Raw genomic sequence first — 26,764 nt, 5'->3', positions numbered from 1 at the left:
CTACTTTTGGGTGGTATCTCTGGAGCGAGCCTTCGGAGGTCACCATGCAAGCACCCACGCCCGACAACGAAACCGACCGCCTCGCCGCCCTGTACGCGCTCAATATCCTCGACAGCGAGCCCGAGCAGGACTTCGACGACATCGTGGCGCTCGCGTCGAACGTGTGCGGCACCCCGATGTCGCTGGTCACCCTGGTCGACACCGACCGGCAGTGGTTCAAGGCGCGGGTCGGCACCGACCTCACCGAGACCTCGCGCGACCTGTCCTTCTGCGCCCACGCGATCCTCGGCCGCGACCTGCTGGTGGTGCCGGACGCCACCCAGGACCCGCGGTTCGCCGACAACCCGTCGGTGGAAGTGGACGGCGGCATCCGGTTCTACGCCGGAGCGCCGCTCGTCACCACCGAGGGGCACGCGCTCGGCACGCTCTGCGTCATCGACAACACGCCGCGGCAGCTCGACGTCGAGCAGCTGCAGGCGTTGCGGGCGCTGGCCCGGCAGGTCACCTCGCAGATGGAGCTGCGCCGGCACGCGATCGCGCTGGCCAACACCACGGCCCGGCTGCAGGAGCTGGAGCGGCGCAAGGACGATCTGGCCGGGCTCGTGGGCGGGGAGCTGCGGGCGCCACTGCGGCTGATCTCGGCGTACCTGGAAAAGCTCGGAAACACCGGTTTTCACGACGCCGAGATGGCCGAGCTGGTGGGCCGGGCGACGGCCGGGCACATTCGCGGCTTCCTCGATCTGCTGGCGCATCTGACCTCGATGGCCGACGCCGGTTTCGGCAGCGAGAGCCTGCACATGCGGCAGATCGACCTGACCCGGGTGACCCAGCGGGCGGTGGAGGCGGTGCGGCCGATCGCCGCGAGCAAGCAGATCTGGATCCTCAACCAGGCGGGTGGTCCGGCTTTGCCGATCATTGCCGATCCGGTACGCCTGGAGCAGGTCCTCACCCATCTCCTGTTCGCCGCGGTGAAGTACACCCCGGCCGGCGGACGGGTGCGGGTGGGCACCGAGATCGAGTCCGGGCCGACGGTGCGCCTGGATGACATGGACCTGCCCGACGGCATGCGCCCGGATTTGTTCCCGCATCTGTACTACGGCGCCATCGCGAACCCGTCGGACGTCCCCGGCCCGGATCGCGGGCTGGCCGTGGCCAAGAAGATCCTGGACGCGCACCACGCGACCGTGGCGCTCTCCGACCGTCCCGGCGACGGCACCTCGCTGCACGTGGTCTTCCCGTTCGCGCAGGCCACGCCGGCCGATCGGATCGCCGAGCTGCTGACCGCCGCCTAGTTCCCGTCTTTGGTTCCGTCGCGCTGGTTCTCGTCTTTGATTCGTCGCGCTAGTTCTCGTCTTTGGTTTCGTCGCGGACGGCCCGCACCCGACCGGCTGCAGTTCGGGCGGGTGCGGGCCGACGCTCACCCGGTGTAGACCGGGCCGGAGCCGCCACCCGGGGGCGAGCCGGCTGACGGTAGGTCCTCGGGGCCGAGCCCGGGATAGGCCCGGTCGGCTCCGGAATAGGTCCGGTCAGCGCCGGACTGGGTCTGCACCGGCACCACCGGGGGCCGGGCCACGGCACGCCCGGAGGCGGGATGGCCGGAGCCGGTCCGCGGCAGGCCGAGCGTGCTCGGCCAGGTGTCGACGGCCGGTGCGACCGACTGCTGGGGCAGGTCCGGCAGCGGCGGCAGCTCCGCGCGCGGGGTCAGGCCGGCCCGGTGCAGCTTGTGCCAGCGCAGCCGGCCGCCGGTCAGGGCGGTCGTCGCCGACTGCATCAGCACCAGGTACATCAGCTGCCGGTAGGCGAACTGCTGCAACGGAAGCCGCCACAGCGGGCGCAGCGACTCACGGTCGAACCGGAACGCCACCGCGGCCGTGAACAGCTGCAGCGCCAGCATGCCGAGCCAGGCGACCAGCGTCTCCTGGAGCTCCCAGAAGACCAGGCCGTAGACGAGCATGATGTCGACGACCGGCGCGAGCATCGGCAGCGCCACCCCGAACAGCGCCAGGAACGGCAGGCCGACGCGGCCGAAGCGCCCCGACGGGCCGTGGTCGAACAGCGCCCGGCGGTGCTTCCACATCGCCTGCATGGTGCCGTAGCTCCAGCGGTAGCGCTGCCGGTAGAGCTGCTCGAGGGTGGTCGGCGCCTCGGTCCAGGCCTTGGCCCGCTCCTCGTAGACCACGCGCCAGCCGGCCCGGCACAGCGCCATGGTGACGTCGGTGTCCTCGGCCAGCGTCTCGTCGCTGACGCCGCCGACCTGGGCGAGCGCCTCGCGGCGGAACGCGCCGATCGCGCCGGGCACGGTCGGCATGCAGTTGAGCACCTCGTAGAGGCGACGGTCGAGGTTGAAGCCGATCACGTACTCGATGTGCTGCCAGGCGGCGACCATCTTCTCCCGGTTGCCGACCTTGACGTTGCCCGCGACTGCGCCGACGGACGGGTCGGCGAACGGCTGGACCAGCATCCGGATCGAGTCGGCCTCGAAGATCGTGTCACCGTCGACCGTGACGATGAGGTCGTGACGGGCCAGGGCGATGCCGGTGTTGAGGGCGTTCGCCTTACCGCCGTTGGGTACCCGCACCACGCGTACGTTGGGAAGCGCCATCCGCTCGACGATCGCGGCCGTCCCGTCGGTCGAGCCGTCGTCGACGACCACCACCTCGATCGCCGGGTAGTCGCCGCCGGCCAGCGACCGGACCGCCGCCTCGATGCCCTCCTTCTCGTTGTAGGCGGGCACGATGACGGAGACCGGCTGGGTCACCGGCCCACCCCAGCTCCAGCCGGGCTTGCGGCGCTGCCGGGCGTGCCGGGTGGCGAGCAACAGCAAGAGGCCGGTACGCCCGACGGTCAGCAGCCCGACGATCAGGAACAGCGCCGCCACCGCCCAGACGAGCCAATCGGTCACGCGTACGGTGTCGATCACCGCCTTGCCTCGCCAGGCGTCCGCCTTGCGCGCCGCCGGGTTCTCGGGCAGCAGAGGAACCTGCTTGGCGCCCTTGACCTTGTTCTGCGCCGCGATGCGCTGGTTGAGCCCCTCGGTGACCGTGGTGAAGCGGTAGCCGCGCGCCTTCATCAGCGGGATGAACTTGTTCAGCGCCTGCACGGTCTGCGACCGGTCGCCGCCGGCGTCGTGGAACAGGATGACGGCCGGGGTGTCGCCGGGCGGGGTGGCGTTGCGGATGATCTGGTCGACGCCGGGCCGCTGCCAGTCCTCGCTGTCCATGTCGTTGACCACGACCAGGTAGCCCTGCTTGCCGGCCTCCTTGACCAGCTGCCAGTTCGTGTCGTCGATCGCGTTCGCCTTCGACGAGTACGGGAAGCGGGCCAGGTTGGTGCGCACGCCGGTGGCCTTGGCGATGACGTTCTGCGTCTGCGACAGCTCGAGCGTCCGCCGCCACGGCGCGATCCGCTGCAGGTTGGGGTGCGTGAACGTGTGCAGGCCCAGCTCGTTGCCGTCGTCGGTGATCCGCTTGGTGAGCGCCGGATGCCGGGCCACCTCGGAGCCGACCACGAAGAAGGTGCCGTGCGCGCCGTTCTCGCGGAGCACGTCGAGAACCTTGGGAGTCCACTTCGGATCGGGACCGTCGTCGAAGGTGAGCGCGATGGTCCGGTCCGGCATCCGGCTGCTGCTCTCCTGGCCGCCGGTGGTGTTGATGACCGGGCCGCCGCCGCGGATCGCCACCGGGACGCCGTCCTGGTCGCCGACCTCGGAGTCGACGTGGTCGCTGGTGAACTCGGAGTTCACGTAGGCCTGCACGACGAGCACGCCTACGAACAGTCCGATCAGCAGGGTGCCGAGGATGACGCGCGGCTTGGGTAGCAGGCGGCGGCGTACCTTGCCGCGGGGGCGGCCGGTGCTCACGCCGCCGCCTCGGACGCCGGGATGCCGGCCGCGGTGGGGGTGGTGGTGGGCTCGGTGGTCTTGCTGATGGCGTCGGTCTTGTCGCTGGTGTTGCTGCTTCCGCTCCCGCTGCTTCCGCTGCTCCCGCCGCCGGTGCTGCTTCCGCCGCTCCCGCTGCCGGTGCCGCTCCCGGCGCCGGTGCCGCTGGCGCTGCCGCCGCCCCCACCGCTGCCGCTGCTGCTGCCGCTTGTGTTGCCGCGGCTGCTGTTGCTGCTGCCGCCGCTTGTGTTGCCGCCGCCGCTGCTGCTATTGCTGCTGCCGCCGCTTGTGTTGCCGCCGCCGCTGCTACCGCTGCTTGTGTTGCCGCCGCCGCTGCTACCGCTGCTTGTGTTGCCGCCGCCGCTGCTACCGCTGCTTGTGTTGCCGCCGCCGCTGTTGCTGCCGCCGGCGGCCGCGTTGCTCCCGCCGGTCGGGGTGCCCGAGCCGCCGCCCTGGCCGCCCGTTCCCGTGCCGGTGCTCGTTCCGCTTCCCGCGCTGCCGCCGGTGCCGCCGCTGGTTCCCCCACCGGTGCCGCCGGTGCCGGCCGCCGGCGGCTCGGGAGCGGCCGGAGTCGTCGGCGTGGGAGTGGTCGGTGGCGTCGTGGTCGGCGTGGTCGCCGGGGTCGTCGTGGTCGACTCCGTCGGCTTGGTCGTGGTGGCGCTCGGCTTCGGCCCGGCCGGGCTCGTGGCCGTCGTCCTCGTCCGCGTCGTGGCGGCCGGCTTCGGGGTCACGTGGGTCGACTCGAGCCGCGGGCCGGCGGCGCGGGTGGTGCTCCCGCGGCGCGGCAGGGCCTCGGTGACGAACAGGGCCGTCGCCGCCTGGCTCGGAGTGGGTGCCGGCGTCGGGCTGGGCTTGGCCGGCGCTTTGTCGTTGTCGTCGGACGGCTGGTCGAGGCCCGGTAGCGGCAGCACGGCGCTGGACCGCACCGGGCCGCCGGCCAGGCTGACGCTGATCAGTCCGCCGTAGAGCATGACCAGCGCGCCGAACGCGTACGCCAGGCGACGCAGCAGCCGCCCCCGGCGGCCCGTGCTGTCCACGAACACCGGCGCCGGCGCCGACACCGAGATCACTTCGGTGTCGGGGATGTCGGGTCCGTCGAATTGCGGGTTTTCAGGCTCCTGCAAAGTCACGCGGCGAGCTTAAGAACATCCAAGCCGATCTTGGGCCTACTCACTCCATGGGATGACGGATGATCGCGACCGCTAAATCAACCGAAATGATGAGGCCGGGCGTTTGACCAGATGGGCGGCCCTGTGCGCGGTCAGACAATTGATCGCGCTGAGCTGCGGCACAATGGCGAGCACAAGGAGGTTACGCCAATTAGCCAAGAAATTTGCTGTCACATAAGCGACACCAAACCGCCGCTTTACACGAAACCATTTCACGACCCGATTAATCTATCTTATAGGCATAAGGACGAAATGTCCGATGTGGCAGGCAGCCTTGATCGAAATTTGAAACTTCCCGGTCGAGCCGTTGTGCACGTCATCAGAGGTAGTTAAGCTTGTTCTTGCGCGCCCCTATCGCCCGCTTCCCCCGTGGCAGGCGATCGGGGCGCGCCCTTATGTGCAGCCCTTGTGCTCACTGATAGAGCTCCCTCTCCTCGCGCGGTAGTGGTCACTCCACCGCAGGCGACGCCAGTTCTTCGAGCTCCGCATCAACGCTCCGCATTCGGCGTCAGGTTCTTCGCCCTTGCCGTCTCTCTTCTCGCGCTCGGCGTCAGTTCTCCGCAGTCAGACCCGCCGCGCGCCTGACGAGCGACGATGACGGCCCGTCTTCCGCACGGCCAACCGAAGCCCCGTCTTCCACGGCAGTGCTCGTCTCGCGGCCGAGCCCGTTCCGAGCGCGCAACTCGCAGCGCGCCCGTGCGAAACGCGCAGTGCGCAGCGCGCAGTGCGCCACAGCCTTGCCCATTCGCTCCCGGCAGCCAGCCCACGCGGTCGAAGCGGCCTCAAAGTGGAGGAGGGGCGGCGCAGAGCCGCGCGTCGGCCGACGGCTGGCCATTGGCGGCCCTGTGGCTGCGGCCCAGGCGGCGGTGCTCGCCGGCGGCTGACGGCTGGCGCTGACGCTGATGCTGAGAACGGCGCTGACGACTGACCTCGACGGCGGCGCTCGCGGTCACCCGCTGGCGGTTGCGGCTATCGGCTGGCGGTTGCGGCTATCGGCTGGCGGTTGCGGCTACCGACCGGCGGCCTGCCGACCGCAGACCACAGACCACCGCCAAAGGCGTCGAGCCTCGCCAGCTCACCGCCCCTAGCTCCTTCAAATCCAGCGTCCGCCCAGCCACATCCGGGACGACCAGCTGTCGTACGAGATGAGCTGAGCCACGAATATCGGATGGAAGTAGGCGAAGCACAACGCCACCAGGACGACGTATGCACCGGCCACCACGGTTCCTATCAGTTGGCGGTCGGTTCTGGCCTTGCCGGAGGCTACGCCGGTCGTGGGGGTCATGATGGCGCCGAGGACGTAGACGATCGCCAGGATCAGGAACGGCAGCGCGGGCAGCAGGTAGAACGAGAACATGGTGCGGCCGTCTTTGACCGCGTAATAGAACCAGGGCAGCATGCCGCCCAGCACCGGCACCAGGATCGCCCAGGCCCGCCAGTCGCGGCGGGCTATGCCGAACCAGACCATGGCGGCCAGCGCGGGGCCGAACGACCACCACAGGATCGGGGTGCCCAGCAGCAGGATCTCGCGGGCGCAGCTGGGGGCGCCGCAGTTGCCGGTGTTGTTCCAGTAGAAGGCGACCGGGCGGCCCAGCAGCAGCCACTGCCACGGCCACGACTGGTAGACGTGCCGCTCGGTCAGGCCGCTGTGGAAGTTGAACGCCTCGACGTGGTAGTGCCACAGGTTGCGCAGGGCGCCGATCACGGGGGGCTCGCTCAGGCCGTTGGCCTCGCGGTAGTGCCGGAAGTAGCCGGTGTTGGTGACGAACCAGCCGGTCCAGGTGGACAGGTACGTGATGAGCGACAGCACCACGCTGAGCACGCCCCAGCCGATGTCCCCGAAGATGCCGGCGATGATCGGGCCCTGGATGCCGGCCGATCGGCGGGCCTGCCAGCGCCAGACGAGGATCAGCGCGCCGAAGAACGGCAGGAAGAACAGGGCGCTCCACTTCACGCCGCAGGCCATGCCGAACAGCACGGCCGAGACGAGCAGCCACCACGGGACTATGTGCGGGACGGTGGCGGTCTTGGCCGGGTCGTAGCCGTTCTCGAGGGCGCGCAGCAGGCGGCGGCGGTAGTGGTCGCGGTCGAGCACCAGGGCGGCGAAGCTGGCCAGCACGAACAGGCCGACGAAGATGTCGAGCAGCGACGTGCGGGACAGGACGAGCTGGAAGCCGTCGAGCGCCATCAGCAGGCCCGCGGTGCCGGCCAGCAGCACCGAGTGGAACATGCGGTAGGCGACCCGGACCAGGATGAGGATCATCAAGGTGCCGGCGACCGCGGCCGGGAAGCGCCAGCCGAGCTCCTTGTTGCCGAAGACCAGCTCGCCGAGGGCGATCAGCCACTTGCCCAGGGGCGGGTGCACCACGTACGCCGGGCCGTTGGTCTTCTCGTCCCACTCGACGCCGTGGTGGATCATGTCCCAGGCGTCGGTCGGGTAGTAGACCTCGTCGAAGATGTAGCCCTTGGGCTTGGCGAGATCCTGGAACCGCAGGATCGCGGCGATCACCACGATGAGCCCGGTGACCATCCACGAGTGTGGATTGAGCCAGTTGTCGAGCGTGGCCAGGCGACGCCGGACGACGTCGGGAACGCCGCGGACCCCGGCCGGAGGCGGTGCGGCCGCGGGCGGTTCCGGAGTGAGCTCAGTCTCAGCTGTCGCCGTCGTCACCCCGCGATCCTAGGACGTACGCCTGGGAAGCGGTGCCCGACGTCGGCGCGTCGGTTGATGTGGTGGACTTTCCCGATGACCCATGAGACCGGGACGGGCCGGGTGGTGCTGGCCGGCGCGCCGCTGGGCAACATCGGCGACGCCTCGGCCCGGCTGCGCGAGGTGCTGGCCTCGGCCGATGTCGTCGCGGCCGAGGACACCCGCCGGCTGGCGCGGCTCGCCCGGGACCTGGGCGTGACGGTCTCCGGGCGGGTGGTCTCGTATTTCGAGGGCAACGACGAGCGGCGTACGCCGGAATTGCTCGAAGCCTTGACGGACGGCGCGACGGTCGCGGTGGTCACCGACGGGGGTATGCCGAGCGTCTCGGACCCGGGTTATCGGCTGGTCAAGGCCGCGCTCGAGGCCGGCTTCCCGGTCACCGCGGCGCCCGGGCCGAGTGCCGTGACGACCGCGCTGGCGTTGTCCGGCCTGCCCAGCGACCGGTTCGTGTTCGAGGGCTTCCTGCCGCGTACCGGATCGCATCGCCGCTCCCGCCTGCGCGAGCTCGCCGCCGAGCCTCGCACGCTGGTGTTCTTCGAGGCGCCGCACCGCATCGCGGGGGCGTTGGGCGATCTGGCGGCGGCGTTCGGCGATCAGCGGCCGGCCGCGGTCTGCCGGGAGCTGACCAAGACGTACGAGGAAATCCGTCGCGGAACGCTGCGGGAGCTCGCCTCGTGGGCCGCCGAGAGCGAGCCGCGCGGCGAGATAACCCTGGTCATCGGTGGTGCGCCGGCCGGTCCGCCGCCCCGCCCGTCGGACGAGGAGCTGCGCGCGGCGGTCGCCGAGCGGGAAGCGGCCGGCTCGACCCGGCGCGACGCGATCCAGGCCGTGGCCGAGGACTTCGGCCTCAAGAAGCGCGAGGTGTACGGGCTGGTGGTCAGCGCGCCCCGGTAGCCGGCGGCGAAACCACTCAGTAGGCGGCGATCAGGAAGCCGGCCAGCAGCAGCAGCGGCCCGGCCAGGCTCGCCAGCACCGCGCCGCGCCGGGCCCGCGCGGTCTCGAGCCGGCGTGCCCCGGTGACGCCCGCTATCGCGTACCCGCAGAAGAGCACCAGCGTGAAGCCGAGCAGCCAGCGCGCCTGCAGCAGCGGTCCGGTGTCGCCGAGGTACGCGCGATAGCTGTCCGGGCTCACCATGCGCGCCGGGCTCACCGTGCCCGGCACCCGGTGACCGGGCCCGACCCCGAGCAGCGTGACCCGGCTGATCGTGAAGCTCCCGTCGGCGGCCGCGAACCCGCCGGTGCAGTGCTGGGTGACGCCCGAGCCGGTGCAGCTGCTGACGGTCGCGTAACCGCGGTCGCCGTGGCCCATGGCCAGCCAGAACGGCTCGGCGCTGACCCACGCGAAGAACGCGGCGAGCAGGCCGAGCGCGATCAGCGAGAGGAACGCGGCGACCGGGGTGCGGTGGCTGGGGCGGCGGCCGGCCCGGCGGGTGCCGGCGTGGGCCGGCCGCTCGGCCGGCAGCGGCTCGGTGACCGTCTCGGGGTCGCTGTGCCAGAACGGGGAGTTCTCGAGGCGTTCCAGGCGCGCGTCGGTCTCCGGATCGCCGGTCGCGCGCGGCAGCGGCTCGGTCGGACGCTCGAGGGCGCGCTCCGGCGGGACGCGGCGGTTCTGCCGGGTGAGGCCGGGCACCGGGCCCGCGGCCGGCTCGAGCGGCACCGTGGGGCGGTTGCGGGTGTTCGGCTCGGGCAGCACCATCACGTCCGGCTCGGGCGCCGGCGGCTGTTCCGTCTTCTCGGCTTCCTCCGCGGGCGGAAGCGCCGCCTTCTCCGGGGAGAAGTCGGCGGCGACCGACTTGGCGGCCTTCTCCGGGGAGAAGTCGGCGGCGACCGACTTGGCGGCCTTCTCCGGGGAGAAGTCGGCGGCGACCGACTTGGCGGCGTGGAGGGGCACGTGCCCGGCCGGCGGGCGCAGCGGGTCGTACCGGTGCCGGTCGGCCAGGTCATGGTCGCGCTCGACGATCTGCTCGGCCCGGGACCGCACCTCGGGGTCGAGCTGCCGGGTGGTGTCCTGGACCGCGGCCGCGTGCGCCTCGGCCTCCTCCGGGCTGCGGCGGGGCACCTCGGACGGCGGCAGCAGCGTGCCGGTGCCACCGGGGGCGGCCTGGTGCTGCGGCGCGCGCCGGCGCGGGTGCCGGGGTCGCCCGGTGGGTGGATCGGTGGCCGCGCGGTCGCCCTCGGCCGAGCGGTGCGGCTCCGGGCGCCACCAGCCGGCGCCCGGATCGGAGAACGACCACGGGTTGCCCTCGTGGGAGGGCTTCTCCCCAGGTTGCGGCGTCTCTCCGATCATCAGTCCATTGGACTACGCGGCGGGGCGGCGATCACGCACAATCCGGGCGTGTCGGGATAAATGACTATCTCGCCGAGGGCGGAAGCAATCCGTTCGCGGAGCCCGATGGCCGCTCACTACTCTTAGGAACCATGAGTCACGTTCTCGCCGCGGTTGCCTGGCCCTACGCCAACGGCCCGCGCCACATCGGTCACGTCTCCGGCTTCGGGGTGCCCTCCGACGTTTTCAGCCGGTACATGCGGATGGCCGGTCACGACGTGCTCATGGTCTCGGGCACCGACGAGCACGGCACGCCCATCCAGGTGCAGGCCGACGCGGACGGCGTGACCCCGCGTGAGCTCGCCGACCGCTACAACCGGGTGATCGTCGAGGACCTGCACGGCCTCGGCCTGACCTACGACCTGTTCACCCGCACCACGACGCGTAACCACTACGCGGTCGTGCAGGAGCTGTTCACGGTGCTGAGCCGGAACGGCTACATCGTGGCGCGTACGACGCTGGGCGCCATCTCGCCGTCGACCGGGCGCACGCTGCCCGACCGCTACATCGAGGGCACCTGCCCGATCTGCGGCTACGAGAGCGCCCGCGGCGACCAGTGCGACAACTGCGGCAACCAGCTCGACCCCGAGCAGCTGATCAACCCGCGCTCCAAGATCAACGGTGAGACCCCGGAGTTCGTCGAGACCGAGCACTTCTTCCTCGACCTGCCGGCCTTCGCCGAGGCGATCGGGCGCTGGCTCGACCAGCGCGAGAACTGGCGGCCCAACGTGCTCAAGTTCTCCCGCAACCTGCTCGACGACCTGCAGCCCCGGGCGATCACCCGCGACCTCGAGTGGGGCGTGCCGATCCCGCTCGACGGCTGGCGCGACCGCACCGACAAGCGCATCTACGTGTGGTTCGACGCGGTGATCGGCTACCTGTCGGCCTCGATCGAGTGGGCCCGCCGCACCGGCGACCCCGAGGCGTGGCGGCAGTGGTGGTCGGCGGACGGCCTCGGCAAGGACGCCCAGTCGTACTACTTCATGGGCAAGGACAACATCGTCTTCCACTCGGTGATCTGGCCGGCGCTGCTGCTCGGCTACTCCGGCGAGGGCGACAAGGGCGGCGAGCCCGGCGACCTCGGCCGGCTGAATCTGCCGACCGAGGTGGTCAGCAGCGAGTACCTGACGATGGAGGGCAAGAAGTTCTCCTCGTCCCGGCGGGTCGTCATCTACGTGCGCGACTTCCTCGAGCGCTACGACGCCGACGCGCTGCGCTACTTCATCGCGGCGGCCGGGCCGGAGTCGACCGACACCGATTTCACCTGGTCCGAGTTCGTCCGGCGCAACAACGACGAGCTCGTCGCCGGCTGGGGCAACCTGGTCAACCGCTCGGTCTCGATGGCCGCCAAGAACTTCGGCGCCATTCCCGAGGCCGGCGAGCTGACGCCGGCGGACGAGGCGCTGCTCGCGGTGGCCAAGGCGGGCTTCGGCACGGTCGGCGAGCTGATCGGCAAGCACCGGCAGAAGGCGGCGATCGGCGAGGCGATGAAGGTGGTCGCCGAGGCCAACAAGTACCTGTCCGAGCAGGCCCCGTGGAAGCTCAAGGCCGAGGAGGACAAGCCGCGCCAGGCGACCGTGCTGCACGTGGCGCTGCAGGTGGTCAGCGACGCGAACACGCTGCTGACCCCGTTCCTGCCGCACTCCGCCCAGAAGGTGTTCGAGCTGCTGGGCGGCCAGGGCGTGCACGCGCCGATGCCGGAGATCGTGGAGGTCGACGACCTCGACGGCGGCCCGTCCTACCCGGTGCTGATGGGCGACTACTCGGTGGGCGCGCGGTGGGAGTCGGTCCCGCTCGTCGCCGGTACGCCGCTGGCCGCCCCGAAGCCGGTGTTCCGCAAGCTCGAGCCTTCGGTCGTAGACGAGGAACTGGCCCGCCTCGAGAGCTAGTTGCTCTCAGAGCTGGTAGGGGATGTCCGCGATGTGGTGGTCCATCAGCTCGCCGAGCGGGGCCCAGGTCTCGTAGACGCCGCGCTCGTAGCACCGGGCGCCGGTCGCGTTCAGCGTGTCGGCGTCCGGGCGGACCAGGCGCAGCCGGGCCCAGCTGTCGTCGCGTTGCAGCACCCAGCACGGGACGCCGCGCCACCGGGCCTGCTCGGCGCGGCGGCTCAACGTGCTCACCGGGTACCGGGCGGCCCGGGTCAGGGCGCGCACCCGGAACTCCTCGGGCGGGTCGGCGACCGCCTCGTACTCCTTGTCGTTGATCCGGCCGACCAGCTTCGACGAGCCGGGAGTGGTGCAGGGCAGGTACTCCCGGTCGGGGCTGACGCCGGGCAGGTTGTCCAGCAGCGACCGCCAGCGCGGGCCGGCCAGGCGCAGCCAGCCGTGCTGCTCCGGCTGGTACGTGTACAGGATGATCTCCTCGCCGCCGGGCACGTACGCGATGATCTGCGCGTTGGCCGGCATCGGCAGGTCGGCGAACCCGGCCGTGACGTACTCGGGGACGAGGTCGTCGGTGCTCGGGCTGAAGCCGGTGCCCAGCACCAGCGCGCCGACCCGGGAGTGCGCCGGCAGCAGGGCGAGGCCGGGCTGGGCCGGGCCGCCCGGCACCTCGTAGTCCGACGGGTCGACCGCGCGCCAGCGCAACGCGTACGCGAACTCGGCGCCATCGGCCGCACCGTCGGTTCCCAGCAGCGCCAGCTCCCGCGGTTCGTGCAGGTGGGCGATGTCGCAGGAGCGGTAGCAGAAGCCGTACGGCATCCAGCCGCCCAGATGTCCCGCCACCTGAGCGGGTGACAGCACCTTGGTCATCCGCGTGCCGCGGCGGATCGCCGCGGTGGCCCGGATCCGGCGCAGCAGCGCGTCGTCCCGGTACGCCACGGACTGGCTCATCCGCTGCACCTGGTTCCAGCCGAGGTCGCGGCGCAGCGGCGCCGACAGGGGCGGCTCGAGTGGGTCAGCGCCGACCGCGCTGTCCTCGCCGGTCAAGGTCACCCGGCGCAACTTAAGCGACGTCCATGGATATCAGGTGAACAATCGGTTGCCCCGAGGGGTAAGTGCAGAATGTCTCACATGCCATCGACACCGTCCCAGTCGCGACAGGACAAGGAAGCCCGCCGCCGCGGGGAGTTCCCGGCCGCGCCCGAGCCCCTGTCCGTTCCGGTCTTCGACAGCCACACCCATCTGGATCTGACGATTCAGGAGGCTGGGGTGCCCGGCGGTGGGGACGGCGACCCGGTCGACGCGCTCATCGGCGCCGCCGCCAAGTCCGGTATCGATCGGCTGGTGCAGGTGGGCGTGGACGTGCCGTCGTCGCGCTGGAGTGCCGCCCTGGCCGCCCGCAACGACGCCGTGCTGGCCGCCGTCGCGATTCACCCGAACGAGGCGCCGCACCTGTCCGACCTGGACGAGCAGCTGCGCGCGATCGAGGAGCTGGCCGGCGAGCCGCGGGTACGGGGGATCGGCGAGACCGGGCTCGACACGTTCCGGACCGGCGAGGACGGCCGGCGCGCGCAGGAGGACAGCTTCCGGGCGCACATCGCGATCGCCAAGCGGCACGGCAAGGCGCTGGTCATCCACGACCGGGAGGCGCACGCGGACGTGCTGCGGGTGCTCGACTCCGAAGGCGCCCCCGACACGGTGGTGATGCACTGCTTCTCCGGCGACGCCGACTTCGCCGCCGAGTGCGTGCGGCGCGGCTTCTACCTGAGCTTCGCCGGGACGGTCACCTTCGCCAGCGCCGGCGCGTTGCGGGCGGCGGCCGAGGTCACGCCGGCCGCGCAGATCATGGTGGAGACCGACGCCCCCTATCTGACGCCGGTGCCGCACCGGGGGCGGCCGAACGCCTCGTACCTCATCCCGCTGACCGTCCGGGCCCTGGCCGAGACGCGCGGCGAGGACCTGGACGCGTTGTGCGCCGCGATCTCCGAGAACGGCGAGCGGGTCTTCGGCCCCTGGCGCTAGTCGTCCACCACCCAGGCCGCGACGCCGAGGTGCTCGCCGAGGCGGTGCACGGTCTCGGCGAACGAGCGCGGCGCCGCGTTGAGCGGGCCGCGGGAGACGAACCGCACCGCCCAGCCGTTGCCCCGCGCCACGTTGAAGATCCGGTGGATCACCCGGGAGCCGCGCGGGTCGGGCTCGACCGAGGTCACCCCGCGGTACCACCACTCGCCCTGCAGCGCGACCGAGCGGGCCGCCCGGTCGACGCTCACCGTCATCCGGCTGCCGTCCTTGACCACCACGAACTCGTCGCCCTCGTCGGCCTCGTCCACCTCGCCGCCCGCGGCCAGCGGCGACCGGCCGCCCGGGCGCACGTCGAGCAGCAGCTCGGCGACCCGGTCGGGCGGCGCCTCGACGACCGCGCGCAGCTCCAGCAACTCGGTCATTCCTGCTTTCTACCCTGTCGCGTCCAGCCCGGCGGACCCCCGGCCGTAGGCTCTGACCTCATGGCTGACGCTCTTCTCGGCCCGGCGGAGATCCGGGAGCTCGCGGCGCGCCTCGGCGTGTCCCCGACCAAGAAGCTCGGCCAGAACTTCCTGCACGACCCGAACACGATCCGGCGCATCGTCGCGGCGGCCGGGCTGCGCCCCGACGACGTGGCCCTCGAGGTGGGTCCCGGCCTCGGCTCGCTGACGCTCGGCCTGGTCGGTGCGGTCCGGCACGTACACGCGGTGGAGATCGACCCGAAGCTGGCCGAGGCGCTCCCGGCCACCGTGACCGCCGCCCACCTGAGCGTGCATCCGGCCGACGCGATGCGGGTGCGCGCCGCCGACTTCGACCCGGCGCCGACGATGCTGGTGGCGAACCTGCCCTACAACGTGGCCGTGCCGGTGGTGCTGCATCTGCTGGCCGAGCTGCCGACCCTGCGCGGCGGCCTGGTGATGGTGCAGAAGGAGGTCGCCGACCGGCTCACCGCGGGTCCGGGTTCCAAGGTGTACGGGGTTCCGTCCGTGAAACTGGCCTGGTATGCGGACGCGCGTCCGGCCGGCAAGGTGCCACCCGCCGTGTTCTGGCCGGTGCCCAACGTGGATTCCGGCCTGGTCGCGTTCACCCGGCGTACACCACCGCCGGGGGACGCCGACCGGGCCTCGGTCTTCGCCGTGGTCGACGCCGCCTTCGCCCAGCGCCGCAAGACCCTGCGGGCCGCCCTCGCCGGGTGGGCGGGCGGCGCCGACCGGGCCGAGAAGGTGCTGGTGGCGGCCGGGATCAGCCCGCAGGCGCGGGGCGAGTCGCTGACCGTGGGCGAGTTCGCCGCGATAGCCGCCGCGGCCAAACTGTCAGGCGTCGGCGGTAAGCTCAGCGCGACCGACGCGGAGCCCGAGGAGGTGGACTCATGACCGCAGAACCGACCGGTCATGTCATGTGGTCGCCCGACCCCATCCGGCAGCGCCTGGCGAACTTCTCTCTCGAAGACGTCCTCAATCTGCCTGATGACGCTCCCCGCGTCGAGCTTCGCGATGGAGTCATGATCGTGGTTCCCTCCCCCACGCTTGGTCATCAGGACATCGGAAACCTGCTGTGGCTGTGGTTCCGGCGGAACGCTCCGGACGGCTTCCAGCCCGGCACCGCACTGGGCGTCGCGCTCGGGTCACAGGACAGCTTCGAGCCGGACGTGCTGCTGCTTCACGCGCCAGTCGAGAAGTCGAACCACTTCTTCCTGCCGTCGCAGGCGGCGATCGCGGTAGAGGTGGTCTCGCCAGGCACCAAGCGGAGGGATCGCTTCGAGAAGCCGGTGGAATACGGCTTGGCAGGCATCCCGCATTTCTGGCGAATCGAGCAGGACCCGGTTCATGTCTTCGCCTATGACCTGGTGGACGGTCGCTACGAGTTGGCGGCGGATTCGGACACCGAGCTGGTGCTGAGCGCGCCGTTCGAGATTCGGCTCCCGATTTCGGAGATCACTCCGTGACGGAGGCGTGGGGACCGGACGACGACGAGCCGCGCAAGCTGGCGGGTCCGGTGCGGGTGCGCGTGCCGGCGAAGATCAACCTGCATCTCGGGGTCGGCCCGCTGCGGCCCGACGGCTTCCACGAGCTCAACACGGTCTATCACGCGATCAGCCTGTTCGACGAGCTCACCGCCCGGCAGGGCGACACGCTCGCGCTGACCATGGAGGGCGAGGGCGCCGGGACGCTCGCGCTCGACGAGAGCAACCTGATCATCCGGGCCGCGCGGGCGCTCGCGGCGCAGACCCGGGTGCCGGCCCACGCGCGGCTGCACCTGCGCAAGTCGATCCCGCTCGCGGCCGGGCTGGCCGGCGGCAGCGCCGACGCGGCGGCCACGCTGATCGCCTGCGACCTGCTGTGGGGCACCGGGCTGTCCCGTGACGAGCTGGCCGAGATCGGGGCCGAGCTCGGGTCGGACGTGCCGTTCCTGCTGCACGGCGGCACCGCGCTGGGCACCGGCCACGGCGAGGCGATCAGCCCGATCCTGGCCCGGCCCACCACCTGGCACTGGGTGCTCGCGCTGGCCGGCGGCGGCCTGTCGACGCCCGAGGTCTACGCCAAGCTCGACGCGCTGCGCGACAGCCCGTTCCCGCCGAAGGCAGTGGCCGGCGCCGACGAGCTGATGTCCGCGCTGCGCCAGCGCGACCCGGCGGTGCTCGGCGCCGCCCTCGGCAACGACCTCCAGCCGGCCGCGATCGCCCTGCGGCCGGAGCTGACCGCGGTGCTCGAGGCGGGCGCGGCCGCGGGCGCGGTGACCGGGCTGGTCTCCGGCTCGGGGCCGACGTGCGTGTTCCTGGCCACCGACGCCAATCACGCCGAGCGGGTGGCCGCGGCCCTCAACGAGGCCGGCGTCTGCCGCGAGGCCGTGACCGCCCGGGGCCCGATGCCCGGCGCGCGCATGACGTAGCGCCACCGCTCCTGTGGGTGGCCGCGCTCGCATGGGCCGTTCGGGCGCAGCGGTGACCGGCGCGGGGGCACGGTGGGCGCGCGGGTAGCCTTGGTCGCATCGTGGCCAACATCATCAACCTGGACCGGGTCAGCAAGGGATACGGCGCTGCCGGGCGGCTTCTCACCGACGTTTCGATCGGGCTCGACGACGATGCTCGGGTGGGCATCGTCGGGCTCAACGGCGCCGGTAAGTCGACGCTCCTGCGGATGCTCGCGAAGTCGGAGGATCCCGACGACGGGCGCGTCACCCACCGCCGTGACCTGCGTGTCGCCAGCCTTCCGCAGACCTTGTCGCTTGCCGCCGACGCCACCGTCCGGGACGTCGTGCTCGGCACCGCCTGGCTCGCCGTGGGCATGGGGGCCGAGCACGAGTGGGCGGGCGACGCCGGCGTCCGCGCGATCCTCGACGGGCTCGGCATGGGACACCTCGGGCTCGACACCCCGGTCGGGCCGATGTCGGGTGGCGAACGCCGCCGGGTGGCGCTGGCGGCGCTGCTCGTGCGCGACAGCGACCTGCTGATCCTCGACGAGCCGACCAACCACCTCGACGTGGCCGGCGTCGACTGGCTCGCCCGCTATCTGCTCACCCGCCGCGGGGCGCTGTGCGTGGTCACCCACGACCGGTGGTTCCTCGACGCCGTCTGCACGGCCACCTGGGAGGTCGTCGACGAGAAGGTGTACGCGTACGAGGGCGGCTATGCGGCCTGGATCCTGGCCCGCGCCGAGCGTCAGCGGGTCGCCGCCGCCATCGAGGCCCGCCGGCAGAACCTGCTCCGTAAGGAGATCGCCTGGCTGCGGCGCGGGCCGCCGGCCCGGACGTCGAAGCCGCAATTCCGGATCGACGCCGCTAACGCGCTCATCGCCGACGTGCCGCCTGTCCGCGACACCGTCAGCCTGCAGCGGCTGGCCGTCACCCGGCTCGGCAAGCAGGTCTACGACCTCCAGGACGTGACGCTCACGGCCGGCGCCAAGCCGATCCTGAACGGGCTCACCTGGCAGGTCGGACCGGGCGACCGGATCGCGATCCTGGGCGCCAACGGGGCCGGCAAGACGACCCTGCTGCGGTTGCTGGCGGGCCTCAGCAGCCCGGCCGGCGGGCGCCTGGTCACCGGCTCGACCGTGCGCGCGGCCTTCCTCTCCCAGGAGCTCAAGGAGCTGCCGGGGGAGTTGCGCCTGCTCGAAGCCGTGGAGGAGGTCGCCAAGCGGGTCAAGCTCGGCGACCGGGAGCTGTCGGCCGGTCAGCTCGCCGAGGTCTTCGGCTTCACCGACAAGCGGATCTGGACCCCGGTCGGCGACCTCTCCGGCGGCGAGCGGCGGCGGCTGCAGCTGCTGCGCCTGCTGGCGACCGAGCCCAACGTGCTCCTGCTCGACGAGCCCACCAACGACCTCGACACGGACACGCTGGCGGCGCTCGAGGACCTGCTCGACTCGTGGCCGGGCACGATGATCGTGGCGAGCCACGACCGGTATCTGGTCGAGCGGGTCACGGACACCGCGTACGGGATGTTCGGGGATGGTCGTCTCGTGCACCTGCCCGGTGGCGTCGATGAATATCTCGCCCGGGCGGCGGCGCGGCTGACGGTAGGCGTACCGGAAACGCGGTCGCAAGCGACGCCGAGCGCGACCGGCCTGTCCGCGGGTGAGGTCCGCCAGGCTCGCAAAGATCTTGCCCGGCTGGAGCGGCAGCTCGGCAAGCTCGAGGAGCGCATCCTCAAGATCAATGAGCAGCTGGCCGAGCACGGCGCCGACTATCAGAAGCTGATCGAGCTGGAGGCACAGCTCAAGGCGGCGCAGGAGGAGCGCGGTCAGGTCGAGGAGGCCTGGCTGGAGCTCGCGGATCAGGTGCCCGACAGCTGATCGAGGGGGTGTGCCTGCGCCGGTGAACGGGATACGCGAGAATCGGCGGGGAACACCACCTGAGCTTGGAGACGGACACACCATGGCGCACAATCCCGTCAACCACCACCTGCGGCCGCTCTACCGCGTCGTCGGGTTCCTCGCCGGCGCGTACCTGGTCGTGTTCGGGATCGTCGGTCTGATCCAGACCTCCGGCGACGACCCCACCGGGCCCAACGACCACCTCGTGCTCGGCCAGGGCGCCAACCTGCTGCTGTCGATCATCATGCTGGCCGTCGGCGCGATCGTGCTGGTGGCCACCGCCATCGGCCGCAACCTGGACACCGCGGCCGACAAGTACCTGGGCTGGGGGCTGCTCGTCCTCGGCACCTACGGGCTGGCGTTCAGCCGGACCGACGCCAACGTCTTCGGCCAGGACATCCACACCGTGATCGTCACCTACCTCGTCGGGCTCGCTCTGATCACGGTGAGCCTCTACAGCAAGGTCGCGCCCGCCTCCGAGGCCGGCGCCCCGCGGCAGGTGAGGGAGGGCCGCACGGCCTGATGGCGCACTACCCCCTCAACCACCATCTGCGTCAGACGTACCGCTTCCTGGCCGGGCTCGCCGCGGTGTACCTGACCCTGGTCGGGGTCATCGGCATCGCGCGGACCTGGGGCGACGCGTTCTTCTACCGCGACGGCGGCGACTGGGTGCTCGGGCTTCGGGTCAACCCCGCCGCCTCCTGGCTCTACGCGATCGTCGGCGTGGTGCTGCTCGCCTCGGTGCTGCTCGGCGGCAACCTGCTGCACCACGTCGCGCTGGTGCTCGGCTGGGGGCTCTGCGGCCTCGGGGTGCTGATGATGGCGTTTTTGCAGACGGACGCGAACGTCCTCAACGCGTCGATGGCCAACGTGATCGTGACGATCGTGCTCGGCCTCGTGACCCTCACCGCGGGCTTGTACGGCAAGATCGGGAACGTCGCCTTCACTTGATCTTGCGGGTCAGCAACGTCGGCTTCGGCTCGAGGTGGGACAGGCCGTTCCACGCCAGGTTCACCAGGTGGGCGGCCACCATCTCCTTCTTCGGCTTGCGGGCCTCGCGCCACCACTGGCCCACCAGCGCCACCATCCCGACCAGCGCCTGCGAATAGAGCTCGGCGAACTTCGGGTCGAGGCCGCGGCGCTTGAACTCGTCGCCCAGGATGTGCTCGACCTGGTGGGCCACGTCGTTCATCACGCTGGAGAAGTTGCCCGCCGGCGACAGCACCGGCGACTCGCGCACCAGCACCCGGAAGCCGTGCGGCTCGTCCTCGATGTAGTCCAGCAACGCCAGCGCCGCCTGCTCCAGCAGCTCCCGCGGATGACCCGCGGTCAGCGCGGCCGCGATCCGGTCGAGCAGGGCGCGCACCTCGCGGTCGACGACCACCGCGTAGAGGCCCTCCTTGCCGCCGAAGTGCTCGTAGACCACCGGCTTCGACACCTTGGCCCGCGCCGCGACCTCCTCCACACTGGTCGCGTCGAAGCCGCGCTCGGCGAACAACTGCCGCCCGATCGCGATCAGCTGCTCCCGCCGCTGAGCGGCCGACATGCGTACCCGTGGGGTCGCCGCCGGCCGCTGCCGCCGAACGCGATGCTGCTCGTCGCTGCTGCCGCCCGTCTCGGTCACCTGGCCATCCTGCCAGTTGTGCCCTTTGTCCATCTCCCCCGTGGACTCGGTCACGCCTTCGTCATCTTCGTGGACAGTCGTTCCATGTTCGGCCACTTGACCGCCCACGCGGCGCCCATCTTCTCGAACACCCAGATCACCCGGGCCGAGATGTCGACCTGGCCGCGCAGCACGCCGTGCCGGGCGCAGGTCGGGTCGGCGTGGTGCAGGTTGTGCCAGCTCTCCCCGAACGACACGATCGCCAGCGGCCAGAAGTTGGACGCCTTGTCGCCGTTGCGCACCTCGAACGGCCGCTCGCCGTACACGTGGCACACCGAGTTGATCGACCAGGTGATGTGGTGCAGCAGGCCGATCCGCACGATGCCGGCCCAGAAGAACGCCGTCAGCGCGCCCTGCCACGACCAGGTCACCAGGCCGCCGATCGCGGCCGGCCCGAGGGTCGAGAAGATCACGATCGCCGGGAAGAGCCGGTCGACCCGGTGGATGTCGCGGTCGGCCAGCAGGTCGGGGGCGAAACGCTCCCGGTTGGACAGCTCGCGGCTGAACATCCAGCCCATGTGCGCGAACCAGAGGCCCTTGGCCAGCGCCCAGTAGCCGCTGCCGTAGCGCCACGGCGAGTGCGGGTCGCCCTCCTGGTCGCTGAACATGTGGTGCCGTCGATGATCCGCCACCCACTGGATGATCTCGCCCTCGATCGCCAGTGAGCCGGCCAGCGCCAGGGTCACCCGCAGCCAGCGCTTCGCCTTGAACGACCCGTGCGTGAAGTACCGGTGGAAGCCGACCGTGATGCCGAGACCGGACACCAGGTAGAAGGCGGCGCCGATGGCGATGTCCGTCCACGAGAGCCAGCCGCCCCAGGCGACCGGGATCGCGGCGAGGACGGCCAGGAACGGGACGAGCACGAACGCGTACAGGGCGATGAGGACGCCGCGGGACTGCGGGCCCTCGGTGAGCGGCTTGGGGCCGGCCTTGGGGGCGGCGGCCTCTACGGATTCGACGGCGGTGGGAGTCATGGCACCTCGCTGGGCTGGGGGAAGGGGGAAAGACGCGGCGGCGAGATCAAGTACTTACGCCTACGTCACCGTAACTTACGCCACCGTAGCTGGCGGCGGGCCGCGTCTTCAAGAGTCCCGAATGTGGCACGTTATAGGCTTACAACACTTCGTCTTACGGTACTAACGTAGGTACATAAAGCGTTAGGCGACGGAGGGATTGAGTCATGAAGGCGAAGAACGACGAGCGGCGGGTGGCGCTCGAGATGCGGATAGACGGGTATTCGGTGCCGCAGATCGCGGTTGAGCTGGGAGTCTCCAAGTCGACGGCGTACTTGTGGACGAGGCATCTGCCGCTGGATCGGACGCCCGCTGAGCGTGAGGAGCGGCAGCGGCGGCACATGGAGCACATGCGGGAAGCGCGCTGGGAGCCGCATCGCAGGGCTCGGGACGCCGATCGCGCCGCCACCCACGAGCGGCTGGTCGAGTGGGTCGGCGAGGTGACCGATCGCGAGGTGCTGCTGGCCGGCGCGATCGCCTACTGGTGTGAAGGAGCGAAGCAGAAGCCGCGGACGTCGAGGCCGCCACCCGTTGGTGGGCCGACATGGTCGGCGTGCCCGCGGGGAAGTTCCGCCGGGCGATTCTCAAGCGGCACAAGCCGTCCACCGTTCGGCGGAACGTCGGGGATTCCTACCGGGGGTGCCTGATCGTCTACGTGCCCAAGTCGAGCCGCCTCTACTGGGAGGTGGAAGGGGTGGTCGACGGGATTGCCGCGAGTGGCCATCGTCGGCGTGCCGCTAATATGTGACCGGTGGCCATGGCCCGAGAGGGAAATGCCCGAAATAGGTCCCGGATCGTCTAATGGTAGGACCGCGGCTTTTGGTGCCGTTTATAGGGGTTCGAATCCTCTTCCGGGAGCACATCGTCTTGCGGCTGAGTCGGTCGCCGCGTCGTCAGTGCCTACTGCGAACAATGGAGTTATCGCGTGAGCCAGGCCCCTCGTCGAACTGTTGTCGTGCTTGCCGCCGGTGAGGGCAAGCGGATGAAGTCCGCCCTGCCCAAGGTGCTGCACCCGCTGCTCGGGCGCACGCTGCTCGGGCACGTGCTGGTGGCGGCCGAGGCGGTCGAGGCGGAGCAGACGGTCGTGGTGGTGGGGCACAAGGCCGAGCAGGTGCGGGCGCACCTCGCCGAGGTGGCGCCGGCGGCGATGCCGGTGCTGCAGGCCGAGCAGAACGGGACCGGGCACGCGGTGCGGATCGCGCTGGAGGCGGTGGCCGATGTGGCCGGCACCGTGGTCGTGCTGTCGGGGGATGCGCCTCTGCTGCGGGCCGAGACGCTGGCGGGGCTGATCGAGGCCCACGAGTCGGGCAAGCGGGCCGCCACGGTGATGGCGGCGGTGGTGGACGACCCGACCGGGCTGGGGCGGATCGTGCGGGACGCCGGCGGTGGGCTGGCGCGGATCGTGGAGCACCGGGACGCGTCGGACGAGGTGCGGGCGATCAAGGAGATCAACGGCGGGATCTACGCGTTCGACGCGGGGGCGCTGCGCGAGGCGCTCGGGAAGATCTCGACCGACAACGATCAGGGCGAGGAGTACCTGACCGACGTGTTCGCGCTGCTGGTCGAGGTGGGCAGCCCGGTCGGCGTGTTCGTGGCGCCGGGGGCGGAGGAGACGCTCGGTGCCAACGACCGGGCGCAGCTGGCCGAGCTGCGGGCGCTGCTGCGCGATCGGGTGAACACGGCGTGGATGCGCTCGGGGGTGTCGATCCTCGATCCGGCCACGACGTGGATCGACGTGACCGTGACGCTCGAGCCGGACGCGGTGATCGACCAGAACTCGCAGCTGCAGGGGACCTCGTCGGTGGCGGCGGGCGCGGTGGTGGGGCCGGACACGACCTTGGTCGACACGTCGGTGGCGGCGGGGGCGACGGTTCTGCGTACGCATGCGATCGGCGCCGAGATCGGGCCGGAGGCGACGGTGGGTCCGTTCTCGTTCCTGCGTCCCGGCACGAAGCTGGCGCGCAAGTCGAAGATCGGTGGGTTCGTCGAGGCCAAGAACGCCGAGCTGGGCGAGGGTGCGAAGGTGCCGCATCTGTCGTATGTGGGTGATGCGTCGATCGGGGCCAAGGCGAACATCGGCGCGGGGACGATCTTCGCGAACTACGACGGGGTCAACAAGAGCCGGACGACGGTGGGCGAGGCCGCGTTCGTGGGGTCCGACACGGTGCTGATCGCGCCGGTCGAGGTCGGGCCGGGGGCGTATGTGGCGGCCGGCAGCGCGATCGCCAAGGACGTGCCGTCGGGGAGCCTGGGCGTGACCCGGGCGCCGCAGCGCAACGTGGAAGGCTGGACGGCGCGGCGCCGGGCGGGGACGGTCTCGGCCGAGGCCGCCGAGCGGGCCGCGCGGGAGACGGGCGAGGTCTCCGAGGCGGAGTAACCGCGAGCCCGGTAACCGCGGGCCTGCGAGCGAGGTGGCGCGCCGGGCGTAGGCCGGGCGTGGGCGGTGCGACAAGTGCGCGCGAAGGGGCCGGCGGTAGGGAAAGCTGGGGTAACCGGGTGAGGCATCTCATCCGGTGGGCTCGGGGGCATGGCAAGTCGGTGGCCTCGGGGGATACTTCAGGTGACTAACCCCCTCGATCCAACGGGAGCAGCGAGCCGATGGGCAGCATCGTCGCGGAGAACCGTAAGAGCCTGATGCTTTTCTCCGGCCGGGGTTTCCCGGAGCTGGCGGAGGAGATCGGCCAGGTGCTGGGCGTGGCGCCGACACCGTCGGACTCGTACGAGTTCGCGAACGGCGAGATCTTCGTACGTTTCAAGGATTCGGTTCGTGGTTCGGACGCCTTCGTGGTGCAGTCGATGACCGAGGGCGTCAACCGGTGGGTCATGGAGACGCTCATCATGGTCGACGCGCTCAAGCGTGGGTCGGCCAAGCGGATCACCGTGGTGCTGCCGTTCTATCCGTATTCGCGGCAGGACAAGAAGCACCGCGGCCGGGAGCCGATCTCGGCCCGGCTGGTGGCCGACCTGCTGAAGACGGCGGGCGCCAACCGCATCCTCACCGTCGACCTGCACACCGCGCAGATCCAGGGCTTCTTCGACGGGCCGGTGGACCACCTGTTCGCGATGGACATCCTGGCCGAGCACGTGGAGAAGAAGTTCGCGGGCCGGCCGCTGACGGTGGTGGCGCCGGACTCGGGCCGGGTGCGGGTGGCGGAGCGCTGGACGGACCGGCTGGGGGGCTGTCCGCTCGCGTTCATCCACAAGACCCGTGACCCGCTGAAGCCCAACCAGGTGGTGGCGAACCGGGTGGTCGGCGAGGTCGAGGGCCGGGTGTGCCTGATCGTCGACGACATGATCGACACCGGCGGCACGATCGCCAAGGCCGCCGACATCCTCTTCGACGAGGGCGCCGCCGACGTGATCGTGGCCTCGACCCACGCGCTGCTGTCCGACCCGGCGACCGAGCGGCTGAAGAACAGCCGGATCAGCGAGCTGGTGGTGACGAACACGCTGCCGCTGCCGCCGGAGAAGCGGCTCGACAAGATCACCGTGCTGTCGATCGCCCCGCTGCTGGCCCGGGCCATCCGCGAGGTCTTCGACGACGGCTCGGTGACCACGCTCTTCGGCGGATTGAGCTAGAACGTCCGGTTGGCAGCGTGCAAGTTGCACGACCGGCCACCCGCTGAGGAGTCGCCGCGGGTGGCAGGTAAGATAGTGCGGTTGCCACGGCGAGGGTGCCCCGCGGTCTGCTGAGGTTCGCAGCCGCTCGGGGGCACCGTGATCGACGCGGTGCTCCGGGCCTGTGCCCAGCGCGCCTCCCTCTGCCCGGCAGCGCCGACGACGGCCTCCAGCACCTTGGCGGCCGATTACCACCGCCGGTCACCACTGCCGGACCCTCGCAGCCCGCCGACTTACGACGCAGCCCGATCGAAGAGTTTCAGGAGTTTCCCCGTGTCCGAGGTAAAGATCAGCGCCGAGCCCCGCACCGAGTTCGGCAAGGGTGGTGCCCGCCGCACGCGCCGGGCCGGTTTGGTGCCCGCCGTGCTTTACGGCCACGGCGAGAAGCCGCAGCACATCGCGCTGCCGGCCCGTGAGTTCGCGGCCGCCATCCGGCACGGCGGCCTCAACCAGGTTTTCACCATCGACATCAACGGCGCGTCGGGCACCACGCTCGCGCTGCCCAAGGCCATCCAGCGTGACCCGATCAAGGACACGTACGAGCACGTGGACCTGCTGATCGTCCGGCGCGGCGAGAAGGTCCAGGTCGACGTCCCGGTGACGCTGACCGGCGAGGCCGCCCGCAACACCCTCGTGGTGAACGAGTCGACGACCCTGGCGATCGTGGCCGAGGCCATGCACCTGCCGTCCGGCTTCGAGGTCTCGATCGAGGGCCTGGAGGCAGGCTCGCAGGTCACCGCCGGCGACGTGACGCTGCCGCGCGGTGTCGAGCTCGCGGTCGAGCCCGACTTCGTGCTGGCGATCGTCTCCCAGGCGCAGACCGCCGAGCAGCTCGAGGGCGCCGAGGCGACCGAGGGTGGCGAGGAGTCGGCCGAGGGCGAGTCCGCCGAGGGCGCGTCCGAGGAGTAAGTCCGCCGCGGCGGTGCAGGCAGTCATCAGGGAAAGCGCCCGGGCGGGCGCTTTCCCTGACGTGTATCTGGAGGGTCAGTGAGCGACTCGACGTGGCTGGTGGTCGGCCTGGGCAACCCGGGCAAGGAGTACGCCGGCAACCGGCACAACGTGGGCTTCATGGTGGCCGACCTGCTGGCGTCCCGGGTGGGCGCGAAGTTCGGGCGGTCGAAGCGCGCGCACGCCGAGGTGGCCGAGGGCCGGCTCGGCTTCGGGGGTCCCAAGCTCGTGCTGGTCAAGCCGCTGACCTACATGAACTTGTCCGGCGCGCCGGTGGTGTCGCTGTCCCAGTTCTTCAAGGTGCCGGTGGCGAACGTGATTGCCGTGCATGATGAGCTGGACGTGCCGTACGGGCAGGTGCGAGCCAAGCGGGGCGGGGGCGAGGGCGGCCACAACGGGTTGCGGTCGATGTCCAAGTCGCTGTCGAGCAAGGAGTACGCGCGGGTCCGTTTCGGGATCGGGCGGCCGCCCGGCCGGCAGGACCCGGCCGACTACGTGCTGTCCGACTTCTCCGGCGCGGAGCGAAAGGAGTTGGAGTTCCTCGTCGACCGGGCCGCGGACGTCGTTGAGGCGATCGTGCTCGAGGGCGTCGAGTGGGCGCAGAACAAATACCACGGTGGCTGATCCGGCGGGGTCGAAACCGATAGATCGTATGGGCGGTTTTGTCCGTCTCGCGATCCCGTGACGCTCGCCGCCGTCCGTGCGTTGGTCACACGTACGCACCGCGCGG

General features: G+C 70.9%; 23 protein-coding genes and 1 tRNA gene. 16 read left to right on the top strand and 8 right to left on the bottom strand.

Annotated elements, in window-relative coordinates; genetic code table 11:
* The first annotated feature begins 44 nt into the window (after nucleotides 1-44).
* Complete coding sequence (locus tag ACQP2F_RS43020; RefSeq protein ID WP_433298280.1) at nucleotides 45-1,292, top strand: GAF domain-containing sensor histidine kinase; 1,248 nt, start codon at nucleotides 45-47, stop codon at nucleotides 1,290-1,292.
* Nucleotides 1,293-1,417: 125 nt separating this feature from the next.
* On the opposite strand, the gene ACQP2F_RS43015 is transcribed toward ACQP2F_RS43020, so the two are convergent.
* The 3 genes from ACQP2F_RS43015 to ACQP2F_RS43005 form a co-directional block, all read right to left on the bottom strand.
* On the bottom strand, nucleotides 1,418-3,859 hold the full coding sequence (locus ACQP2F_RS43015) for a bifunctional polysaccharide deacetylase/glycosyltransferase family 2 protein (protein ID WP_433298278.1): 2,442 nt from the start codon (nucleotides 3,857-3,859) through the stop codon (nucleotides 1,418-1,420).
* Nucleotides 3,856-5,007, bottom strand: coding sequence for a hypothetical protein (locus tag ACQP2F_RS43010; protein WP_433298276.1), 1,152 nt, complete (start codon nucleotides 5,005-5,007; stop codon nucleotides 3,856-3,858). The genes ACQP2F_RS43015 and ACQP2F_RS43010 overlap by 4 nt, the downstream gene beginning before the upstream one ends.
* 1,132 nt (nucleotides 5,008-6,139) lie before the next feature.
* The gene (locus ACQP2F_RS43005) at nucleotides 6,140-7,717 is read right to left on the bottom strand and encodes a dolichyl-phosphate-mannose--protein mannosyltransferase (protein WP_433298274.1); all 1,578 of its coding nucleotides are present in this window, start codon (nucleotides 7,715-7,717) and stop codon (nucleotides 6,140-6,142) included.
* A gap of 75 nt (nucleotides 7,718-7,792) precedes the next feature.
* Between ACQP2F_RS43005 and rsmI the strand changes: the two genes are divergently transcribed.
* Nucleotides 7,793-8,650 (top strand): 16S rRNA (cytidine(1402)-2'-O)-methyltransferase, encoded by an 858-nt coding sequence (gene rsmI, locus ACQP2F_RS43000; protein WP_433298272.1) that lies wholly within the window; start codon nucleotides 7,793-7,795, stop codon nucleotides 8,648-8,650.
* A 16-nt stretch (nucleotides 8,651-8,666) separates the two neighbouring features.
* On the opposite strand, the gene ACQP2F_RS42995 is transcribed toward rsmI, so the two are convergent.
* Entirely contained in the window at nucleotides 8,667-10,043 is a 1,377-nt protein-coding gene (locus ACQP2F_RS42995) for a hypothetical protein (protein ID WP_433298270.1), read from the bottom strand.
* A gap of 131 nt (nucleotides 10,044-10,174) precedes the next feature.
* Here ACQP2F_RS42995 and metG point away from each other — a divergent pair, with 131 nt between their 5' ends.
* Nucleotides 10,175-11,971 carry a methionine--tRNA ligase gene (gene metG / locus ACQP2F_RS42990; RefSeq protein WP_433298268.1) on the top strand — a complete coding sequence of 599 codons (1,797 nt, stop codon included), beginning with the start codon at nucleotides 10,175-10,177 and terminating at the stop codon, nucleotides 11,969-11,971.
* Nucleotides 11,972-11,977: 6 nt separating this feature from the next.
* On the opposite strand, the gene ACQP2F_RS42985 is transcribed toward metG, so the two are convergent.
* Complete coding sequence (locus tag ACQP2F_RS42985) at nucleotides 11,978-13,015, bottom strand: hypothetical protein (protein WP_433298266.1); 1,038 nt, start codon at nucleotides 13,013-13,015, stop codon at nucleotides 11,978-11,980.
* A 69-nt stretch (nucleotides 13,016-13,084) separates the two neighbouring features.
* On the opposite strand from ACQP2F_RS42985, the gene ACQP2F_RS42980 reads away from it, so the two are divergent.
* A complete protein-coding gene (locus tag ACQP2F_RS42980) occupies nucleotides 13,085-13,984 on the top strand; it encodes a TatD family hydrolase (protein ID WP_433298264.1) in 900 nt (299 codons plus the stop codon).
* On the opposite strand, the gene ACQP2F_RS42975 is transcribed toward ACQP2F_RS42980, so the two are convergent.
* Entirely contained in the window at nucleotides 13,981-14,406 is a 426-nt protein-coding gene (locus ACQP2F_RS42975; protein WP_433298262.1) for a hypothetical protein, read from the bottom strand. The two genes, ACQP2F_RS42980 and ACQP2F_RS42975, sit on opposite strands and share 4 nt — an antisense overlap.
* Nucleotides 14,407-14,466: 60 nt before the next feature.
* On the opposite strand from ACQP2F_RS42975, the gene rsmA reads away from it, so the two are divergent.
* The 6 genes from rsmA (at nucleotide 14,467) to ACQP2F_RS42945 (ending at nucleotide 19,743) form a co-directional block, all read left to right on the top strand.
* Nucleotides 14,467-15,357, top strand: coding sequence for a 16S rRNA (adenine(1518)-N(6)/adenine(1519)-N(6))-dimethyltransferase RsmA (gene rsmA, locus ACQP2F_RS42970; protein ID WP_433298260.1), 891 nt, complete (start codon nucleotides 14,467-14,469; stop codon nucleotides 15,355-15,357).
* Nucleotides 15,354-15,929: a Uma2 family endonuclease gene (locus tag ACQP2F_RS42965; RefSeq protein ID WP_433298258.1), complete on the top strand. Its 576-nt coding sequence runs from the start codon at nucleotides 15,354-15,356 to the stop codon at nucleotides 15,927-15,929. The genes rsmA and ACQP2F_RS42965 overlap by 4 nt, the downstream gene beginning before the upstream one ends.
* Complete coding sequence (locus tag ACQP2F_RS42960; RefSeq protein WP_433298256.1) at nucleotides 15,926-16,873, top strand: 4-(cytidine 5'-diphospho)-2-C-methyl-D-erythritol kinase; 948 nt, start codon at nucleotides 15,926-15,928, stop codon at nucleotides 16,871-16,873. The genes ACQP2F_RS42965 and ACQP2F_RS42960 overlap by 4 nt, the downstream gene beginning before the upstream one ends.
* Before the next feature lie 101 nt (nucleotides 16,874-16,974).
* A complete protein-coding gene (locus ACQP2F_RS42955; protein WP_433298254.1) occupies nucleotides 16,975-18,771 on the top strand; it encodes an ABC-F family ATP-binding cassette domain-containing protein in 1,797 nt (598 codons plus the stop codon).
* Between the two features lie 82 nt (nucleotides 18,772-18,853).
* A complete protein-coding gene (locus ACQP2F_RS42950) occupies nucleotides 18,854-19,315 on the top strand; it encodes a DUF4383 domain-containing protein (RefSeq protein WP_433298252.1) in 462 nt (153 codons plus the stop codon).
* A complete protein-coding gene (locus ACQP2F_RS42945; RefSeq protein WP_433298250.1) occupies nucleotides 19,315-19,743 on the top strand; it encodes a DUF4383 domain-containing protein in 429 nt (142 codons plus the stop codon). The genes ACQP2F_RS42950 and ACQP2F_RS42945 overlap by 1 nt, the downstream gene beginning before the upstream one ends.
* On the opposite strand, the gene ACQP2F_RS42940 is transcribed toward ACQP2F_RS42945, so the two are convergent.
* On the bottom strand, nucleotides 19,736-20,338 hold the full coding sequence (locus ACQP2F_RS42940; RefSeq protein ID WP_433307849.1) for a TetR family transcriptional regulator: 603 nt from the start codon (nucleotides 20,336-20,338) through the stop codon (nucleotides 19,736-19,738). The two genes, ACQP2F_RS42945 and ACQP2F_RS42940, sit on opposite strands and share 8 nt — an antisense overlap.
* 128 nt (nucleotides 20,339-20,466) lie before the next feature.
* Complete coding sequence (locus ACQP2F_RS42935) at nucleotides 20,467-21,429, bottom strand: acyl-CoA desaturase (RefSeq protein WP_433298248.1); 963 nt, start codon at nucleotides 21,427-21,429, stop codon at nucleotides 20,467-20,469.
* 206 nt (nucleotides 21,430-21,635) lie between these two features.
* Here ACQP2F_RS42935 and ACQP2F_RS42930 point away from each other — a divergent pair, with 206 nt between their 5' ends.
* The 6 genes from ACQP2F_RS42930 to pth all read left to right on the top strand — a co-directional run bounded on the left by ACQP2F_RS42930 (nucleotide 21,636) and on the right by pth (nucleotide 26,658).
* Nucleotides 21,636-22,115 (top strand): helix-turn-helix domain-containing protein, encoded by a 480-nt coding sequence (locus ACQP2F_RS42930; protein WP_433298246.1) that lies wholly within the window; start codon nucleotides 21,636-21,638, stop codon nucleotides 22,113-22,115.
* A gap of 140 nt (nucleotides 22,116-22,255) precedes the next feature.
* Nucleotides 22,256-22,326, top strand: a tRNA-Gln gene (locus tag ACQP2F_RS42925).
* A 67-nt stretch (nucleotides 22,327-22,393) separates the two neighbouring features.
* Nucleotides 22,394-23,845: a bifunctional UDP-N-acetylglucosamine diphosphorylase/glucosamine-1-phosphate N-acetyltransferase GlmU gene (glmU, locus tag ACQP2F_RS42920; RefSeq protein WP_433298244.1), complete on the top strand. Its 1,452-nt coding sequence runs from the start codon at nucleotides 22,394-22,396 to the stop codon at nucleotides 23,843-23,845.
* 221 nt (nucleotides 23,846-24,066) lie between these two features.
* On the top strand, nucleotides 24,067-25,047 hold the full coding sequence (locus ACQP2F_RS42915; RefSeq protein WP_433298242.1) for a ribose-phosphate diphosphokinase: 981 nt from the start codon (nucleotides 24,067-24,069) through the stop codon (nucleotides 25,045-25,047).
* A 312-nt stretch (nucleotides 25,048-25,359) separates the two neighbouring features.
* The gene (locus ACQP2F_RS42910) at nucleotides 25,360-25,995 is read left to right on the top strand and encodes a 50S ribosomal protein L25/general stress protein Ctc (protein ID WP_433298240.1); all 636 of its coding nucleotides are present in this window, start codon (nucleotides 25,360-25,362) and stop codon (nucleotides 25,993-25,995) included.
* Between the two features lie 78 nt (nucleotides 25,996-26,073).
* Nucleotides 26,074-26,658: an aminoacyl-tRNA hydrolase gene (gene pth, locus ACQP2F_RS42905; protein WP_433298238.1), complete on the top strand. Its 585-nt coding sequence runs from the start codon at nucleotides 26,074-26,076 to the stop codon at nucleotides 26,656-26,658.
* Nucleotides 26,659-26,764: the final 106 nt, after the last annotated feature.

Origin of the sequence: Actinoplanes sp. CA-030573 (assembly GCF_050951115.1) — a bacterium.
Classification (GTDB): Bacteria; Actinomycetota; Actinomycetes; order Mycobacteriales; family Micromonosporaceae; genus Actinoplanes.
The sequence above is the reverse complement of the archived record's forward strand: the minus strand, read 5'-3'. Positions and strand labels throughout refer to the sequence as shown.

Excerpts from the sequence above, each read along its gene's own strand:
- ACQP2F_RS43020 (WP_433298280.1), top strand. The coding sequence starts at position 45 with ATGCAAGCACCCACGCCCGACAACGAAACCGACCGCCTCGCCGCCCTG.
- rsmI (WP_433298272.1), top strand. The coding sequence starts at position 7,793 with ATGACCCATGAGACCGGGACGGGCCGGGTGGTGCTGGCCGGCGCGCCG.
- ACQP2F_RS42995 (WP_433298270.1), bottom strand. The coding sequence starts at position 10,043 with ATGATCGGAGAGACGCCGCAACCTGGGGAGAAGCCCTCCCACGAGGGC.
- metG (WP_433298268.1), top strand. The coding sequence starts at position 10,175 with ATGAGTCACGTTCTCGCCGCGGTTGCCTGGCCCTACGCCAACGGCCCG.
- ACQP2F_RS42980 (WP_433298264.1), top strand. The coding sequence starts at position 13,085 with ATGTCTCACATGCCATCGACACCGTCCCAGTCGCGACAGGACAAGGAA.
- ACQP2F_RS42975 (WP_433298262.1), bottom strand. The coding sequence starts at position 14,406 with ATGACCGAGTTGCTGGAGCTGCGCGCGGTCGTCGAGGCGCCGCCCGAC.
- rsmA (WP_433298260.1), top strand. The coding sequence starts at position 14,467 with ATGGCTGACGCTCTTCTCGGCCCGGCGGAGATCCGGGAGCTCGCGGCG.
- ACQP2F_RS42965 (WP_433298258.1), top strand. The coding sequence starts at position 15,354 with ATGACCGCAGAACCGACCGGTCATGTCATGTGGTCGCCCGACCCCATC.
- ACQP2F_RS42950 (WP_433298252.1), top strand. The coding sequence starts at position 18,854 with ATGGCGCACAATCCCGTCAACCACCACCTGCGGCCGCTCTACCGCGTC.
- ACQP2F_RS42945 (WP_433298250.1), top strand. The coding sequence starts at position 19,315 with ATGGCGCACTACCCCCTCAACCACCATCTGCGTCAGACGTACCGCTTC.
- ACQP2F_RS42940 (WP_433307849.1), bottom strand. The coding sequence starts at position 20,338 with ATGTCGGCCGCTCAGCGGCGGGAGCAGCTGATCGCGATCGGGCGGCAG.
- ACQP2F_RS42935 (WP_433298248.1), bottom strand. The coding sequence starts at position 21,429 with ATGACTCCCACCGCCGTCGAATCCGTAGAGGCCGCCGCCCCCAAGGCC.
- ACQP2F_RS42930 (WP_433298246.1), top strand. The coding sequence starts at position 21,636 with ATGAAGGCGAAGAACGACGAGCGGCGGGTGGCGCTCGAGATGCGGATA.
- ACQP2F_RS42915 (WP_433298242.1), top strand. The coding sequence starts at position 24,067 with ATGGGCAGCATCGTCGCGGAGAACCGTAAGAGCCTGATGCTTTTCTCC.